At 49.4% G+C, this 14989-nt stretch carries 13 protein-coding genes; 10 read left to right on the plus strand and 3 right to left on the minus strand.

Translation table 11 applies throughout. The annotated features are described in order from the left end of the window. Positions 1–20: 20 nt before the first annotated feature. The 7 genes from I9W95_RS04530 (at position 21) to I9W95_RS04560 (ending at position 8958) form a co-directional block, all read left to right on the plus strand. Positions 21–710, plus strand: coding sequence for an arylamine N-acetyltransferase (locus tag I9W95_RS04530; protein WP_225672303.1), 690 nt, complete (start codon positions 21–23; stop codon positions 708–710). Then, the gene (locus tag I9W95_RS04535; RefSeq protein ID WP_225672305.1) at positions 707–3199 is read left to right on the plus strand and encodes a glycosyltransferase family 2 protein; all 2493 of its coding nucleotides are present in this window, start codon (positions 707–709) and stop codon (positions 3197–3199) included. The genes I9W95_RS04530 and I9W95_RS04535 overlap by 4 nt, the downstream gene beginning before the upstream one ends. Further along, positions 3196–6444: a type I restriction endonuclease subunit R gene (locus tag I9W95_RS04540; protein WP_225672307.1), complete on the plus strand. Its 3249-nt coding sequence runs from the start codon at positions 3196–3198 to the stop codon at positions 6442–6444. The genes I9W95_RS04535 and I9W95_RS04540 overlap by 4 nt, the downstream gene beginning before the upstream one ends. Positions 6445–6599: 155 nt before the next feature. After that, positions 6600–7037 (plus strand): LysM peptidoglycan-binding domain-containing protein, encoded by a 438-nt coding sequence (locus tag I9W95_RS04545; RefSeq protein WP_225672309.1) that lies wholly within the window; start codon positions 6600–6602, stop codon positions 7035–7037. After that, the gene (locus I9W95_RS04550) at positions 7000–7584 is read left to right on the plus strand and encodes a hypothetical protein (protein WP_225672311.1); all 585 of its coding nucleotides are present in this window, start codon (positions 7000–7002) and stop codon (positions 7582–7584) included. Before I9W95_RS04545 ends, I9W95_RS04550 begins: the two co-directional genes overlap by 38 nt. Beyond that, positions 7572–7958 carry a hypothetical protein gene (locus I9W95_RS04555; RefSeq protein ID WP_225672313.1) on the plus strand — a complete coding sequence of 129 codons (387 nt, stop codon included), beginning with the start codon at positions 7572–7574 and terminating at the stop codon, positions 7956–7958. The genes I9W95_RS04550 and I9W95_RS04555 overlap by 13 nt, the downstream gene beginning before the upstream one ends. 604 nt (positions 7959–8562) lie before the next feature. Continuing rightward, positions 8563–8958, plus strand: a complete 396-nt coding sequence (locus tag I9W95_RS04560) for a hypothetical protein (RefSeq protein WP_225672315.1) — start codon at positions 8563–8565, stop codon at positions 8956–8958. Positions 8959–8977: 19 nt separating this feature from the next. Here the strand turns inward: I9W95_RS04560 and I9W95_RS04565 are convergent, their stop codons facing one another. Further along, positions 8978–9364, minus strand: coding sequence for a hypothetical protein (locus I9W95_RS04565; RefSeq protein ID WP_225672317.1), 387 nt, complete (start codon positions 9362–9364; stop codon positions 8978–8980). Positions 9365–9768: 404 nt separating this feature from the next. Beyond that, the gene (locus I9W95_RS04570) at positions 9769–10821 is read right to left on the minus strand and encodes a LysM peptidoglycan-binding domain-containing protein (protein ID WP_225672319.1); all 1053 of its coding nucleotides are present in this window, start codon (positions 10819–10821) and stop codon (positions 9769–9771) included. 217 nt (positions 10822–11038) lie between these two features. Between I9W95_RS04570 and I9W95_RS04575 the strand changes: the two genes are divergently transcribed. The 3 genes from I9W95_RS04575 (at position 11039) to I9W95_RS04585 (ending at position 13169) form a co-directional block, all read left to right on the plus strand. Further along, entirely contained in the window at positions 11039–11899 is an 861-nt protein-coding gene (locus tag I9W95_RS04575) for a hypothetical protein (protein ID WP_225672321.1), read from the plus strand. Between the two features lie 178 nt (positions 11900–12077). Continuing rightward, positions 12078–12458: a DUF3127 domain-containing protein gene (locus I9W95_RS04580; protein ID WP_225672323.1), complete on the plus strand. Its 381-nt coding sequence runs from the start codon at positions 12078–12080 to the stop codon at positions 12456–12458. Between the two features lie 15 nt (positions 12459–12473). Further along, positions 12474–13169, plus strand: coding sequence for an SDR family NAD(P)-dependent oxidoreductase (locus tag I9W95_RS04585; protein ID WP_225672326.1), 696 nt, complete (start codon positions 12474–12476; stop codon positions 13167–13169). A gap of 95 nt (positions 13170–13264) precedes the next feature. Here I9W95_RS04585 and I9W95_RS04590 read toward each other — a convergent pair whose 3' ends face one another. Then, positions 13265–14980, minus strand: coding sequence for a beta-ketoacyl synthase (locus I9W95_RS04590; RefSeq protein WP_225672328.1), 1716 nt, complete (start codon positions 14978–14980; stop codon positions 13265–13267). Between the last annotated feature and the right edge of the window lie 9 nt (positions 14981–14989).

Genomic DNA, 14989 nt, shown 5'->3' on the forward strand with positions numbered 1-14989 from the left:
TAGATACGGTACATCAACTTATGCTGGATGAGTTCAGAACGGTGCCTTTTCACAACTTGTTTTATCTTGGCTTGTGCCATGCCGGTATGGCGGGCTCGCCAACAGGCGGCACCTGTTCCGATAAGGTGCTGGCTTTCCGTGATCGTTTGACTGCGCAGGGAATTAAAGCCCGGCTGCACAGTGCGTTAATCAATGGGCAGAACTGCCATCGGGTGCTGGTGCTGGATATTGACGGCGAGCGCTATTTTGCCGACGTCGGTAATGGCTGGCCGAGCCTGCGGTTATTTCCTGCTGATAGCGATTCGTCTTATTCAGAGTTTGGTATTGAGTTTTTGTCGTATCGTAATGGCGACTGGTTGGATATTTATCAGCAAAAAGCAGGGCGTTGCAGTTTGTCTGTTCGTATTCCATTGACGCTGATGGATGAAACGCAGGTTGAGCAGGTAATTCAGAATCGCTTTGATGGTTCGATAGAATATCCCTTTGGTGATGGTATCCGTTGTGCGCAGGTGCTTGGCGATGCCTTTGTTTTTCTGAAACGGGACAGACTCAGAATTTTCCGAGCGGACAGGAGCGTTGAGAGCGTCGCTTTACCGGATTGGCGCGATCAGATTACGGCTCTTGAGGCTCGCTTCGGGATCACTTTATCGGATGTGAATGTCGCGGAACCAGCCTTTGCTGAGAGTCTTGTGCAGGGATGTCAGTTATGAATATTCCGGTGGTTGTCATCATTGCGACGTCAAAGCGCCGTACCTCTCTGCTGCTTGAGCGTGCGCTGCCGTCGGTGTTCAGACAGCAGGGGGTAAATCCTGAATGTATTTACATCGTTGATGACAATAACTGCGAGCGTGAATATGAAGCGATCGTACGCGGTGCTGAGAAGGTACGTGAGGTTTATTTCGAGGAAATGTTTCCGCAGGGGATTCCGGATGACTGGTTTCGTGTTCGGGTGATCCGTAATCACCGTACACAGGGGCACTCAGGCTCGGGTGCCTGGAATACAGGGGCTGAGGCGGCCTTCCGGGCGCATAATGGGTCTTCTGCGAAGTATCTGGCAATTCTGGATGACGATGATGAGTGGTATCCATCATACCTGTCGGCCTGTTATCGGCTGAGCCAGCAAGGTAAAAAGCCAGCTGCGGCTGTCGTGACCAGCTTTCACCGTAAAACGGTTGATAAGGCTGAGCTGACCCGTGTGAGCGCAGATGATTTAACGATCGATAGCTTTCTTATCGGTAATCCGGGTTGGCAGGGAAGTAATACCTTTATTGATATAACGGTGTTCTGGCAGGCTGGTGGGTTTGATGAATCCATGCGCAGTACTCTGGACAGAGATTTGGCTATCCGGGTATTGGAGGGCTGTGAGTTACGCGATCTGGCGGTTGTGGTTAATCAGCAACCTCTCTGGCGCCATCATACCGATGGTCGTGATCGCGTTACCTTGTGTTCTGCAAGTAAGCGGCAGGGGTTGGATCAGTTTTATCGTAAGTATTCAGCGCGCATGAGCGCTCAGGTATTCGAACAGTCGCTGGAGCGGGCGTCGCGGTTGTTTGGCTATCTATACGAGCCAGTAAGCAGAGAGCCTTGTATGGATATTCAATGGCGCTCTTTTGGTAATGAGGCTCCGGTCAGTCTGCTTATCGGTGTGACATCATCCTGTGCACGTAACGTTCGGGAGCAGATGTTATCTCTGACGGCGCAGATTAATGCTGAGCCTCAGTTTTCTGGTTATTGTCATTATGTGGTGCTTACTAATGGCGTTAATGAGGACGAAATCCAGCAGGCTGTGAGTGAACTTACTTGTGATTTGTTTTGTACTCGCGTTATTACCTTGCAGGAGCAGAGGCAGAGTCGTTTCCGTTTCCCTTACCGGGATATCTATGCCAGTGAAGAGTTACATAAAAAGTCGATAGCGCACTCCAGAACACTGCTTCAGTTTTTCTGCTGGGAAATGACTCAGCGTGAAGGTGGCCCCGAATACGTTTTAATTCTGGATGATGACCTTCTGTTTGAGACGCTGGCCTTGCAGGATGGTCAGCTGATTACCCAAAAACTGGATTTTCTTGGCAAGATTGCGAAGTTAGGCCGCGAATCAACGGCTGACATGCTGGTGTCTGCTTACTCTGATGCACCTGCATTGCCTTTTTATAGCTCCATACGTACGCAGCTACTCGACACCTATTATTCATTGCATGAGTTTCTCGGTTGCAATGCTGCTGGCTCGACGGGCAATAGTCATTGTTATCAGCTTTCTGTGCTGAGCACCCGTGATGATTATTACTACGATCTGTCTTCCTCCCGCAGTGATCATCTAGAATCTCCGGTGCTCTGGCAGAACGCCAATACACCTGGGCATGCTGTTTCCCTTGGTGATCTTCTGGCCGATATTGCGCACCTGAACAACGAAGCCAATATCACGCGACCGTTACTGGCAACTCATCAGCAGTGGGCAGAGCTAAATGGTCAACCATCGTTCCGCAGAGGTGGCATCGCTCTGTACCGGAATCTTGGTCTGTTGGTTGATGTACCGAATCTTGCACCACTTATGTCGATAACGGGCAGTGGAGGTCACTCACGGCGCAGTGATTTTATATCTGCGATTTATATGACAGAAATAGCAGGCAAGTCTGTTGAGCTGGTATCGCTGCCTTTGCGTCATCACCGGCGTCAGCAGAACAAGCCTTGTGACCTGAGTGCAATGAAGCTGGCAAACGATATTATCGGTTTGTGCTTCTACCGGGTGTTCAGGGAGTTCTGTCGTAACCCTGAGATCGCTGGAGATACTTTGAGGGGCAGTTTCTCTGATCTGGTAGATCACTATCTGGTGTTGATGAGTCTGAACAATTTACGGGCTGAGCAGTTGGTCATGCTGATTGAGAATCTGCTCGTTTCCGCTGATCTATCAAATATGGGATCAGATCCTGTGGTTGCTGGCCATATCAGGCGCGCCCGGTTGGATATGGCACAATTCAGACGCGAACATCTGACAGAGCAGTTCGCCAGTCAGGTAGGCGAGATCAGGACGGTCATCGAATCTTTTGATGTCTTTGAGCAGATTGTCAGGATCTATGGGATTTTCAAAGATAGGTCGGGTCATAAGTGGAACCTATGTGACAAAGCAGAGGCTTTGTCGCAGTTGTGCGGTTATGATGATTCGATGATATTGCAGGATACATGCTTTACAGGGACAGACATTTGAGCAACTTTAACGAAGCCGCATTAGAACAGGCCATCATCGAACTACTTGGTCAGCAGGGTTACCCGCATGTATTGGGTAGCACCCTCGACCGCGCCCCGCATGAGGTGCTGATCAAAGACGATCTGCGTGCTTACCTGAACAAACGCTATCAGGCCGATGGCATTACCGAGGCCGAAATCGTTTCTGTGATCAACCGCCTGGATCGTTTGCCTGCCGCTGACCTGTATGACTCTAACCGCAGCATTCATAAGCTGGTGGCCGATGGCTTTTTACTGAAGCGTGAAGATCGTTCGAAGAAAGACCTCTATGTTCAACTCATTGACTATGCCGGGTTGCCCGAGCAACGACTGCCTGAAGAAGGTGAGGTCGAGTCGATTGATGCAAGCGCCCCTGAAAATCAGATCGCCAACAACACCGCTGCTTATGGCACCGCCAATATCTACAAGGTAGTGAACCAGCTTGAGATTGAAGGCAAAGAGCTGCGTATTCCGGATGCGATTCTGTATATCAATGGTCTGCCGCTGGTGGTGTTTGAGTTTAAGAGTGCCGTCCGCGAAGAAGTTAATATTGAAGAAGCGTACAAGCAGCTGACTGTCCGTTACGCCCGTGATATCCCTGAGCTGATGAAGTACAACGCACTGTGCATCATCAGCGATGGCGTGAACTCGCGCATGGGCTCGCTGTTTGCCCCGTATGAGTTTTTCTATACCTGGCGTAAAGTCACGGGCGATGAAACCATCGAGCAGGATGGCATTAACTCGCTGCATACCATGATTGAGGGGCTGTTTGATCACACCCGCCTGCGGGAGGTGATCCGCCACTTTATCTACTTCCCGGATACCTCAAAACGGCAGGAAAAAATCGTCTGCCGTTATCCGCAGTTTTATGCGGCCAACAAGCTGTATCAGAATATTCTGCGCCACCGTAAACCCGAGGGGGACGGTAAAGGCGGCACTTACTTTGGGGCTACCGGCTGCGGCAAAAGCTACACCATGATGTTTTTAACCCGGTTGCTGATGAAAAGCGTCGAGTTTGAAAGCCCGACCATTGTGCTGATTACTGACCGTACCGATCTGGATGATCAGCTCTCGGGGCAGTTTACGGGGGCTAAGGGCTATATCGGCGATCAGCATGTGATCAGTGTCGAAAGCCGCACGCACCTGCGTGAGCTGTTAAAAGGCCGCAACAGTGGCGGGGTGTTCCTCACCACGATTCATAAGTTCACCGAAGATACCGAGTTGCTGACTGAGCGCAGCAATGTGATCTGTATTTCTGACGAAGCGCACCGCAGCCAGATTAATCTTGAGCAGAAAGTCGTTATTGATAAGAAGAAAGGCATCGTCAGAAAAACGTTTGGCTTTGCTAAATATCTGCATGACTCATTGCCCAACGCCACCTTTGTGGGCTTCACCGGCACACCGATTGACGCCACGTTGGATGTGTTTGGTGAAGTCGTTGACAGCTACACCATGACAGAGTCAGTCAAAGACGAAATCACGGTGCGTATCGTGTATGAGGGCCGTGCCGCCAAAGTCGTGCTGGATAACGATAAGCTGAAAGAGATCGAAGACTATTACAGCGACTGTGCCGATCAGGGCGCCAGCGATTACCAGATTGAAGAGAGCAAAAAAGCCAGTGCCAATATGAATGCGATTCTCGGTGATCCGGATCGCATTAAAGCGCTGGCGAAAGATTTTGTAGAGCATTACGAAAAACGCATCGAAGAAGGCGCGACCTTGAAAGGCAAGGCCATGTTCGTTTGCAGCAGTCGTGACATTGCCTATCGCTTCTGGAAAGAGGTTGTTGAGCTGCGCCCACAGTGGAATGAAGTGCTGGTGGCCGAAGAGGGCAGTGAGTTATCAGAGCAGGAGCAGAAAGAGATTAAGCCGATGGAGCGGATCAAAATGATCATGACCCGCGGCAAGGATGATCCGAAAGCACTGTATGAGATGCTCGGCACCAAGGAATACCGCAAAGAGCTGGACCGCCAGTTTAAGAATGCCAAATCCAATTTTAAAATCGCCATTGTGGTGGATATGTGGCTGACCGGCTTTGATGTGCCGTTTCTCGATACCATTTACATCGACAAACCGATTCAGCGCCACAATTTGATTCAGACCATCTCGCGGGTAAACCGCAAGTTTGAAGGCAAAGAGAAGGGGCTGGTGGTCGATTACATCGGCATCAAAAAGCAGATGAATATGGCACTGGCGCACTACAACAAAGCCGACCAGCAGAACTTTGAAGAAATCGCCCAGTCGGTGATTGTGGTGAAAGATCACCTCGATTTACTGGGTAAAATCTTCCACAAATTTGATACCAAACCCTATTTTAACGGCACTCCGCTGGAGCAGCTTAACTGCCTGAATATGGCGGCGGAGTTTGTGCAGATAACCGATAAGATCGAAAAACGTTTTATGGCGCTGGTAAAACGCTTAAAAGCCGCATTCGATATCTGCAGTGGTTCAGAAAGTATCAGTCAGGAAGAGCGCGATTTGGTTCACTTCTACCTGGCCGTGCGCTCCATCGTGTTTAAGCTCACCAAAGGCAATGCACCCGATACTGCACAGATGAACGCCCGCGTGCGTGAAATGATCGCCGAAGCACTGAAAGCCGATGGCGTAGAAGAAATCTTTAAGCTGGGAGAAGAGCAGGGCGGCGAAGTCGATATCTTCGATGACGACTATCTGGCCAAGATTGAAAAAATCAAACTGCCCAATACCCGCATCAAGCTGTTGCAACAACTGCTTGCACGCGCCATTGAAGACTTTAAAAAGGTCAACAAAACCCAGGGCATGAACTTCAGCGAGAAATTCCGCAAGCTGGTGGAAAACTACAACGAGCGCAACGAAGACAGTGTATTGGTCAGTGATGTGCTGGAGGACTTTTCGGAAGAACTGGTCGACCTGCTGCAGGCACTGAAGAAAGAGAAAGAATCTTTCGCAGACCTTGGCATCGACCTCGAAGAAAAAGCTTTCTATGACATCCTGCTGAAGCTTGCCCACAAATACGACTTCACCTATCCGGAAGACAAACTGCTAACCCTCGCCAAAGCAGTAAAAGAATTGGTGGACGACAAAGCTCAGTTTACCGACTGGGACCAGCGTGAAGATATCAAAGCAGAACTGAAAGTCGGGCTGATCCTGCTGTTAGCCAAACATGGCTACCCGCCAGTAGACAAAGACGAAGTGTACAAAGAGATTTTTGAGCAGGCGGAGAACTTCCGGAAGTATCGGGAGGGGTAGTAATACCTGTTGTGGGCCTGATCCTAAGGTCAGCAACAGTTGCCTGAATGCCGTATCACTTAGAAAAAGCACGCCAATAGGCGTGCTTCTTTCGTTATGCGGCTTCAGATCATGTATAGTTCAGCGAAGGATCAACACCACAAAAGGAATTTGTTATGTTGGCGAACGAGCAATCGCTGCAATATCTTGAATACCGCGTGAAGTCGGGCGATACGCTGGCTTATATCATTTCTCGCTTCTACGATACCGCCCCTGGTAGCAATCAATATCGCTATCGGATCGCACAAATCATGAAGCTGAATCCCCATGTCATCAATCCAGACCGGATATACGCAGGCGATTTCCTGATCCTTGCTGCGGAATCAGGCACTGAAATGTGTACGACTGAAGATAAGGGCAAAGAGATCTTTTCGCCGCCACTGCCTTCTCTGGTTTTGCCTTCGGTTCCTGTTGATAGTGACGCCGACTTCTGGGCGTTAAGCTGGCTTGCTAACCACTCAAACTATCTGGTTCTTCCAGGCAGTACTTTATTGGGAGCGAAATCCAACCTGTTAAGTGGGGGCAAATATCGGTCTGGTCGAGAATGTCAGTGATCTCTACCTTGAATATAAGGCAGGTAAGATCAGTAAGCCCCAATATGATTACCAGCGTAAGAAGTCACTGGACTTGCTGCGTAAGAACATTGGCCCCTTCGAAAAGCTTCTGTACGGCGATAAAACACCTCATCAGGTAGTACGCATAGCAAGAGGTGGAGCAATTCCGGCAACAGCACGCATTGCGGAGAATGCGCAGCATCTGAAAAAGTTGGCTTCTTTAGCTAAAAGTGGTGGTGTTGTACTAACGGGTGTCGGGGTGGCTGCATCCTGTATGCAGATTGCTGATGCAAGTAGTACCCAGGAGAAGAACGAGATCTTCGTAGAAACATTGATGAGTACGTCGATGGGGGTTCTAGGAGGTGCGATGGTAAGTTTGTTTTTGATATCTAACCCTGTCGGTTGGGGAACTGCGATTGTTCTGGCGGCAGGTTCTGTTGCTGCGAGCTATGCTGCTGGTAAAGCAGCCAGGGTTGCTTATGATGCTTCCGGGGCCAAGGTGGATTTTGTGACAGGTAGTGGAGTTGGAAACATATGTCGGAAGTAGTGCTTCAGCAAGCATTTATGCTTTGGATGTACTCGATCCTGGCATTCTGGATATGGGGAGGGGTCTCTGTAGGATTTCTGGTAGCGACTCCTCGTAGTTTTCTGGAAAAATACTTTTCCGAACCTTATTTTGGGCCGGGTGAGCTCGCATTCCTGTCAGGTTTTCCAACTAATCTGATGCGGAATGTTATGTTTATCCGTCTTCTTGCATCACCCTCTTCTGGCAAAAAGAGAGGGCTGACGGAAGCATATAAAGACGTACCCGGTTGGCTGATTAAGTTTGCCAGGTTCTTGTATATAACGCTTCTTTTGGTACTCGCCTGGTTTTTAGGCGTGACGGTCTTCTGGTGTATTTACATTGTTTTTTACCATTAAAAAGCATGGTAATGGATGTTTTAGAATTTATTAGCCAATGCCTGACGTAGTTTATACATATCTGTTTTGGGCATTGATGGCATCAGCTGTTGGGATGTTGGTTTGGACATTAACGTCCATTCCGCTAATGTTCATTCTTTCCAAAGGATTTATGGATAAGTATTTCGTTAAGCCTTATTTCAACTCGGGTGAGATCGTTTTCTTATCCGGTTTTCCAGGCAATCTTATTCGTAATGTTATGTTCATCAGACTGCTTGCGTCACCCTCTTCGGGAGAGATCAGGGGGTTGGCTGGTGCTTATGAAGATGTATCGTTGGGTGTAAGAACATATGCCTTGTATTTATATCGTTCACTTCAAATAGTGTTGGTCTGGATGTTTGGTACATTAATAATAATGTCCTTTGTGTTATTTCTGGACTCCTATTGATGCTGCTTCAGGCGTTCTGTATCGTTTTTTCGCTGAATGAAAAGCCGTGGAGCTGAACTGATATTGATGTGAGGGTGCGGTGCATTGTGTTATGCACCGGGTAAAGCGGCACGGAAGGCATACGATGTTTTCGGTAATAGAATCGACTTGGTTTCAGGGACGGGGGGTTGGCGCTGTATGTCGCAGGAATTAGGAGAGTTCCTCTTTTTTTGCTTATGGTATTCGTTCTATGGGATGTTCGGCTGGGCTCTGGCTGCGTTGATTTTTCGGATATTGACTCCAGCAGCCTTTCACCGAAAGTACTTTGCGACGCCGTACTTTCGTAGTGGGGAAGTCATGATGCTTTCCGGATTCCCGTTGATGTTTGTTCGAACAGCTATGTTTATTCGTCTGCTCGCGTCGCCATCCTCTGGAAAGGTTCGGGGGCTCGACAATGCCTACATGGACGCGCCAGTGTGGCTTATTGCCTATGCAAAGTTTCTGTACGTAACTCTAATTCTGGTACTGATCTGGATGTTCGGAATGCTGGCTTTCTGGGCTTGCTACCTGACATATACGGAGTGGCTGCTTTGATTGGGCTTTGACTGGCATGTTAGTTGGTCAATAGTGGCATCAACAGAATAAACGCCAGTGTGGAAGCAATCTGCAGGTAAATAGCAACCGCTGCGGTATATGACACGTTTCTGACCACCTTGCTGGGTTCTATATTCGGCGTATCTTTGAAACGCTTTCTCACTGCCTTTTTAAATGAGAACAGGTGAATATAGATAATCGTTTTGTGGAAGCTCAGAGGGAAGTGTTGGTAGTTTTCCTGCTCCGCAGAGTTGAAGTAAGGCTCTTTCAACAGCACTTCATCGAATTTCGAAAACCAGATCTTCAGAACACCGATAAAAGCCATCACTGCTATACCCCATATGAAGGCGAACAGAATCAGATATAACCAGATGTTGAATAGTAGCCCGCCGTTAGAGTCGATCATTGTGATGGCTTCTTTTTGATTGGTGGGTAAATCTTACAGTATTAATAGCAGAATGAGGGTTGCCAGTCCTGTTGCTAAAACCAAAAAACTCATAATAGATACCGTATACGAAAGAATCACAACGTTGGTTTCTAGTTCGGGAAGTTGAGCGTCTTTGAAACGTTTGCCAGTCATGCTCCTGAATGAAAAAAGACTGATGTACATAAGAGTCTTATATTGACTGAGAGGGAACTCTTTGTAGTTAATTTGTTCTGATTCATTAAAATATGGTGATTTCAATAGCAGGTTGTCGAATCTTTTAAAGTAAAATGACAACAGAAAAATGGCAGACCAGGTAGACACTCCAAGTAAAGCGCATACAAATAGCAATACCATCATTATGTCGAAAAGCATCTTGTTATCAATCATGGTGCGATGTATTCCTGTGTATTCGATAGCAACCTTTTTTCAATAGGTGTCTTATTTCGGTCGATAAATATCGTTGAACAGAGCTCCGATACTCCCAAGCTATCTGACAAGTCGCCATCTGCAGTTCTTTCGTACGTTTGCCCCATTTTTTTACCGAAGGCATAAGACGCAACTGCAATCGAAACTCCAATCGCAAGCGCTGCAGTCCAGCCTACAGGAGTAGCTAGCAATAGAAGACTATAGCCAGCGCCCAGTCCAAGAAAGGCTCCAGCACCTACACTAGCAACTCCTTCTACAAGTAGAGTACTTCTCTTCACGGGGTTAACTTCATAGGCAATATCATGGCAGGTTACACCAAGTGAAACTGCGCTTAATACATAGCCTGCCTTTGTCGCCGCTTTGCCATATTGACCGAGTTTGGTTGCTGCAGTGTTGATATCGGCAGTTGGTGCTTTGCCTTTGGTACGGGATATACGCAGTACTTCCCGACTGCTTTTACCATCTGTGTATAGCCCGGTAGCGGACTTCAGGTTCTGCTCCAGTTGGTCAATGACCTTCTTCCTTGCATAGTCATACTGGCCTTTGGAGATTTTACCGGCTTTGTATTTTTCGTACTCGGTCGGAATTCTCCCCATCAGAGTGGCGTTTGAGTTGAGCCATTTGTCTGACGCTTCGGCAAGGGCTGCACTGCTCATCAAAGACAGTTCAATGAGGCCAGGCATGAGGGTTCGTTGTTCAATGGTGGCTTCATTCCAGTTTTTACACACTGGCCCCAGGCAGGAAGACTCGTTCAACTTCAGGGTGGGAACGTTAAAGCCCGCCATCGGTGGGGTCTTATAGGTGGCTGGAACAGGCACCTGTATCAACTGCCCGGGGTAGATGAGATCCGGGTTTTTAATGAAGGCGTTGGCCGTCATTGACTCGGCAATCAGTCCCTGTAATCTGGATTGATCCTGATGGCCATGGTAATGAAAGAGAATCTTCGAGAGGGTATCTCCCGGTTGTACCTTATGCAGGATGATGTCCTGATCCTGAGTGAGCTGCAGCATTCCGTGCCACCTTTGTAAAATTTCCCGCATATTAAAAGTCTGCGGAAAATGGGTCAACCTGTTGCATTATTCTTAATTGGCTATTGTGACCCTATGGTCGTTAATAGTTTCTTTTGGTGATGATAATTCATTAGTTGATATGAGGGATGGATGTTATGGACATGGTTTATCGCCTAATATCGCTGGTTTTCGCTATTGGACTATTCGGGACAGTTCTATGCTTAGAAATACGCGAATATTTATTTTGTATTTTATTGCGTTGTCGGTTGTTGCCTTAGTAGGTTGCAGAGAGTTCAGCCTTGAGGATATTCAGCGTAAGCATAATCAGACTATTTTATCTGGCTTTCCCGGGTTCGCTTTTGATGACAGTTATACGTCTATACCTTTCTCTGAATCTGGGCATAAACTTGTATTCAGAGAGCAGGTTGAGGAGAATCAGCTAATACTTGAAGCCATTGATCGGGCTTTTTCAATGTATAGTGATGACGCTTTCAAGGGAATTTCTGAATCCGTTTATGTTTATGATGAAATCTGGGTTGGTGATTATCAGGCAGGTGGTTTCTATGGCCCTGGCTATATAACTTTTGCGGCGCCTGCAGATATGTCCGGGTCAAAGCGGAATCTGCTGATTATGGAAAATGCAATTCATCATGAATTAAGCTCTCATGTATTGATGCGACACCCATTGATAGGTCTTTATTGGTTTAAGTTGATGCCGGCTACCTGGAATGAAGTTGAAACGTCAGAAGACGCTCTTAGCTTTAATTCCCCTTATACCCTTGATGATGGCTTCGTAACCGATTACGCCGCCACATCCCTTGAAAACGACTTCAACGAAGTTGCGGCGATCACCCTAAGCGAACCCACGCGTATGCGTCGTTTAGCGGCTAAACACCCAATTATCGCAAAGAAGCTGTATCTGCTGATGTCGGTGTATGATGAGTTTGACCCCAAGGTTAAGCAGTTCTTCGATGAGCAGGGCTTGCGAGAGGTAGCGATTCCGGTGGAGTCTGCGACGATCAGCTTTAAAGCGCCGGAAGGGTTGTTCGATCATCTTAAACCAGTGATCAGTCAGTAGGTGTCGCACCAACGGAAATGTCTCTTCTGAAAGGTGATCAGGTAGGAGCGGCATTTTTGCCGCGAATGGCGAGCGCAGCACGCCCGTACGGTATTACACCGCCGGCATTTCCCGCTGGGCGTTGAGCTACCGTCTGCAACTCCCTACAATGGCCTCTGAATTTCATAAGGTATCTGTCATGTCCAAAAGCTTTGAAGCCCAGGGAATTATCCACTCCATCGACGAAACCCGCTCTTACGGCGCTAATGGTTTCACCAAGCGTGAGTTCGTTATCAAGCTGAGTGGTGAGGGCGAGAATCCGGACTACCCGAATTACGTGGCGCTGGAGCTGATCAAAGATAAATGTGCGTTAATGGATGCTTATCAGCCGGGCGATGAGGTGGTGGTTACCTTTAATCTGTCGGGTCGTCTGTGGAACAAGCCGGGCAATCCGGAGAAATGTTTCACCAGCCTGCAGGCCTGGAAAGTGGAAGGCGCAGGCAGCGGTGCTGCGGCAGGTGGTAACTTCGATCAGTTCGCGCAGTCGATGCCAAATTATGACGACGACGTGCCGTTCTGAGTGAGGTAACCAGCCGTGCAACGGGTGCTGGTAGCGGGTTCCGGTGGGGGTATTGGCGAGGCGCTGGTGCATGGGTTGCGTCAGGCCGGGTACTCTGTGTTTACCCTCAGCCGCACTGGTACGCCCAGCTCTGAACATTGTGTGGCCGATTTATCGTCGGCCGCTGCTGTTAACTCCATTCGTACGTTTTTAGCCAGTGTGCAGCCTGATGTGGTTTTCTGCTGTGCGGGTGTCTTGCATGATGGCCAGCATGGGCCAGAGAAAAACGTTGGCAGTATCAGCGATGACTGGTTATTACACAGCATGCGCGTGAATGTGTTGCCGCATGTGCATCTGGCGCAGGCATTGGCGCCGTTGCTTAACCGCAGTGCGTCGGTTAAGTGGATTTCATTGTCGGCCATGGTCGGCAGCATCAGCGACAATCGGCTGGGCGGCTGGTACAGCTACCGCATGAGTAAAGCCGCGCTGAATATGTTTATCCGCAATCTTGCTATCGAATGGGAACGCAAAGCTCCCGCTTCTGTGGTGGTGGCGCAGCATCCGGGCACAACCGATAGTGCATTATCCCAGCCTTTTCAGGCCGGTATCGCCGACGGGCGCTTATACACTGTCGCACAGACCGCCAGCCGTTTGATTGCGGTAATGCAGGCATTATCGCCACAGCAGCACGGTAAGCTGTTGCACTGGGACGGCTCGGTTATTCCTTTCTGAGCGATATTCACGGCCGTGGCGATTTTTATGGGCGCGGCGGTATATGCGCGATCGTATCTGTGCCTTTACGCAGTCATTATCCGACTTCGGGTGTATCAAAGCTCCACGGCATTGTTCCAGCCATTTATGCGTATCTCCATGTCGGTGATTTCCAGGTCTTCGGGCTCCAGCACGTTATCGCCAAAGATATAACGAGGTTTATGCTCGCCGCGAATAACCTGCTCGTCGTAATCCTGCGCTTGCTGGCGGATATATTCATTGCGCGACTGATAGTCCTTCCAGCCCTGTGCACCATGTTTCTGTGCCAGCCATTGTTCTGTTTGCTGTGGGCTGACAATGAATCCGGAGGCGTTGTTGCCGCCAAAGCCTTTGGCATTAATAAACGCCAATGGCATTTTTGCGGCATTAACCGGTTGGTGCTGCAGCAGAATGTTTAAGCCTTGCTGGTGAACGTCGGCGGCGATTTCACTGCTGGTGGTAATGCCCGGAATAATATCGTGAGCCCAGGTACCCAGGGTCATAAGCAACTGGTCGGCGGAGGCGGCTGCAATAGAGTGACCAAGGTGAGCTTTGGCGGCGGTTATTGGCCAGTGGCTGATGCCGAATGCCTGAGCCAGTTGGCTGAAAATCTGTGATTCGGTGGTGCGGTTGGCTGGTGTGCTGCTGCCGTGAGCATGCACAAACGAGCCTTTTTTCAGCGCATTTTCCCCCAGCCAGCGTCGTGCTTCACCCATGGCTTTACCCATGGTCAGATAGTTACCAATTCCCGGGTTGGAGATCGACTTTTTATGGCCATCAGCATTTATAAATACATCGCCTACGGCACCGTAAATACTCAGCCCCAGTTCTACTGCCAGCTCGTCATCACACAGCACAAAAAACTGTCCGGATTCGGCAATGGTGAAGCCACCGTTATAGCCGAACGGGCGGCTGGCGCGGCGGTAGTCCGGTGTTTGCTCGTCACTCAGGCTGTCGAGTTCGCGCAATTTCTGTTCGGTGACTAACGCCGTCATGGCGCTGTAGCCTTCCACGACTTCCGGAATCAGCGGTGCTTCGCTGTTGCCCACAATCACCAGGCGACGACGCCCTGTCTGAATATCGTCCAGTGCCGCTTTCAGGTTGTAGAGGAAGGTGGCGCAGGCGCCGACCATGCTACCAGTGCTGCCAACGTTGCCCAGCACATAGGCGTTAATAAAGTCGGCAGGCATTTCACTCAGCCCCAGCGCGCACTGCTTGGAGCTGACGCGTTTTCCCAGTAGCGCTGATTGGGTCATGCCACCGTGGCCGTCGAAATCGAGCTGGCCCATGGCCGAGCCGGCGTATACCGCAATCTGATCAGGTTTGAGTGTATTACGCAGGGTATCCCAATCCATGCCCAGCTGGCCTAACGCATCTGAGGCAGCGTATACCGCCAGTTGCAGGCCGCGCGGGTGGTGACGGGAAGGATAGAGTGCAGCCGGGTCAAACCCTTTTGGGGTCTGGCCGGCGCTTTGAACCGCCAGTCGCTTATGGCTAAGGCGCCAGCATTGCTGGTCGTTTTCATCCGTGAAGGGCTGGTGAAAAGGAACTGCGTTAGCATCCCAGCCAACGTTGTCCCAGGCCCGGATGAGGGTGCTGTTAAGAATGTGGTCACGCCATTGCTGGTCGCCGTTGTGCGGCAGGTTCATTACCTGCGCCAGCGCATTCAGCGTTTGCTGCTGTTGTTCTGCCTGCAGCGCATCGAAAACCACACGGCGAAAGGCGTGGTGTCCGGAGCTGCGGCCAGCGGCATTGATGCCACCAAAGGCAGTAATAACAGCAAGTTTTCTCATGGCGGTGTC

Source organism: Thalassolituus marinus, from assembly GCF_020320395.1.
In the GTDB taxonomy this organism is placed as follows: Bacteria; Pseudomonadota; Gammaproteobacteria; order Pseudomonadales; family Oceanobacteraceae; genus Venatoribacter; species Venatoribacter marinus.

What these genes read in the sequence shown, in the direction of transcription:
- I9W95_RS04530 (WP_225672303.1), top strand. Translation starts at nt 21, where the DNA reads ATGCTGGATGAGTTCAGAACGGTGCCTTTTCACAACTTGTTTTATCTT.
- I9W95_RS04535 (WP_225672305.1), top strand. Translation starts at nt 707, where the DNA reads ATGAATATTCCGGTGGTTGTCATCATTGCGACGTCAAAGCGCCGTACC.
- I9W95_RS04545 (WP_225672309.1), top strand. Translation starts at nt 6,600, where the DNA reads ATGTTGGCGAACGAGCAATCGCTGCAATATCTTGAATACCGCGTGAAG.
- I9W95_RS04555 (WP_225672313.1), top strand. Translation starts at nt 7,572, where the DNA reads ATGTCGGAAGTAGTGCTTCAGCAAGCATTTATGCTTTGGATGTACTCG.
- I9W95_RS04560 (WP_225672315.1), top strand. Translation starts at nt 8,563, where the DNA reads ATGTCGCAGGAATTAGGAGAGTTCCTCTTTTTTTGCTTATGGTATTCG.
- I9W95_RS04565 (WP_225672317.1), bottom strand. Translation starts at nt 9,364, where the DNA reads ATGATCGACTCTAACGGCGGGCTACTATTCAACATCTGGTTATATCTG.
- I9W95_RS04570 (WP_225672319.1), bottom strand. Translation starts at nt 10,821, where the DNA reads ATGCTGCAGCTCACTCAGGATCAGGACATCATCCTGCATAAGGTACAA.
- I9W95_RS04575 (WP_225672321.1), top strand. Translation starts at nt 11,039, where the DNA reads ATGCTTAGAAATACGCGAATATTTATTTTGTATTTTATTGCGTTGTCG.
- I9W95_RS04580 (WP_225672323.1), top strand. Translation starts at nt 12,078, where the DNA reads ATGTCCAAAAGCTTTGAAGCCCAGGGAATTATCCACTCCATCGACGAA.
- I9W95_RS04590 (WP_225672328.1), bottom strand. Translation starts at nt 14,980, where the DNA reads ATGAGAAAACTTGCTGTTATTACTGCCTTTGGTGGCATCAATGCCGCT.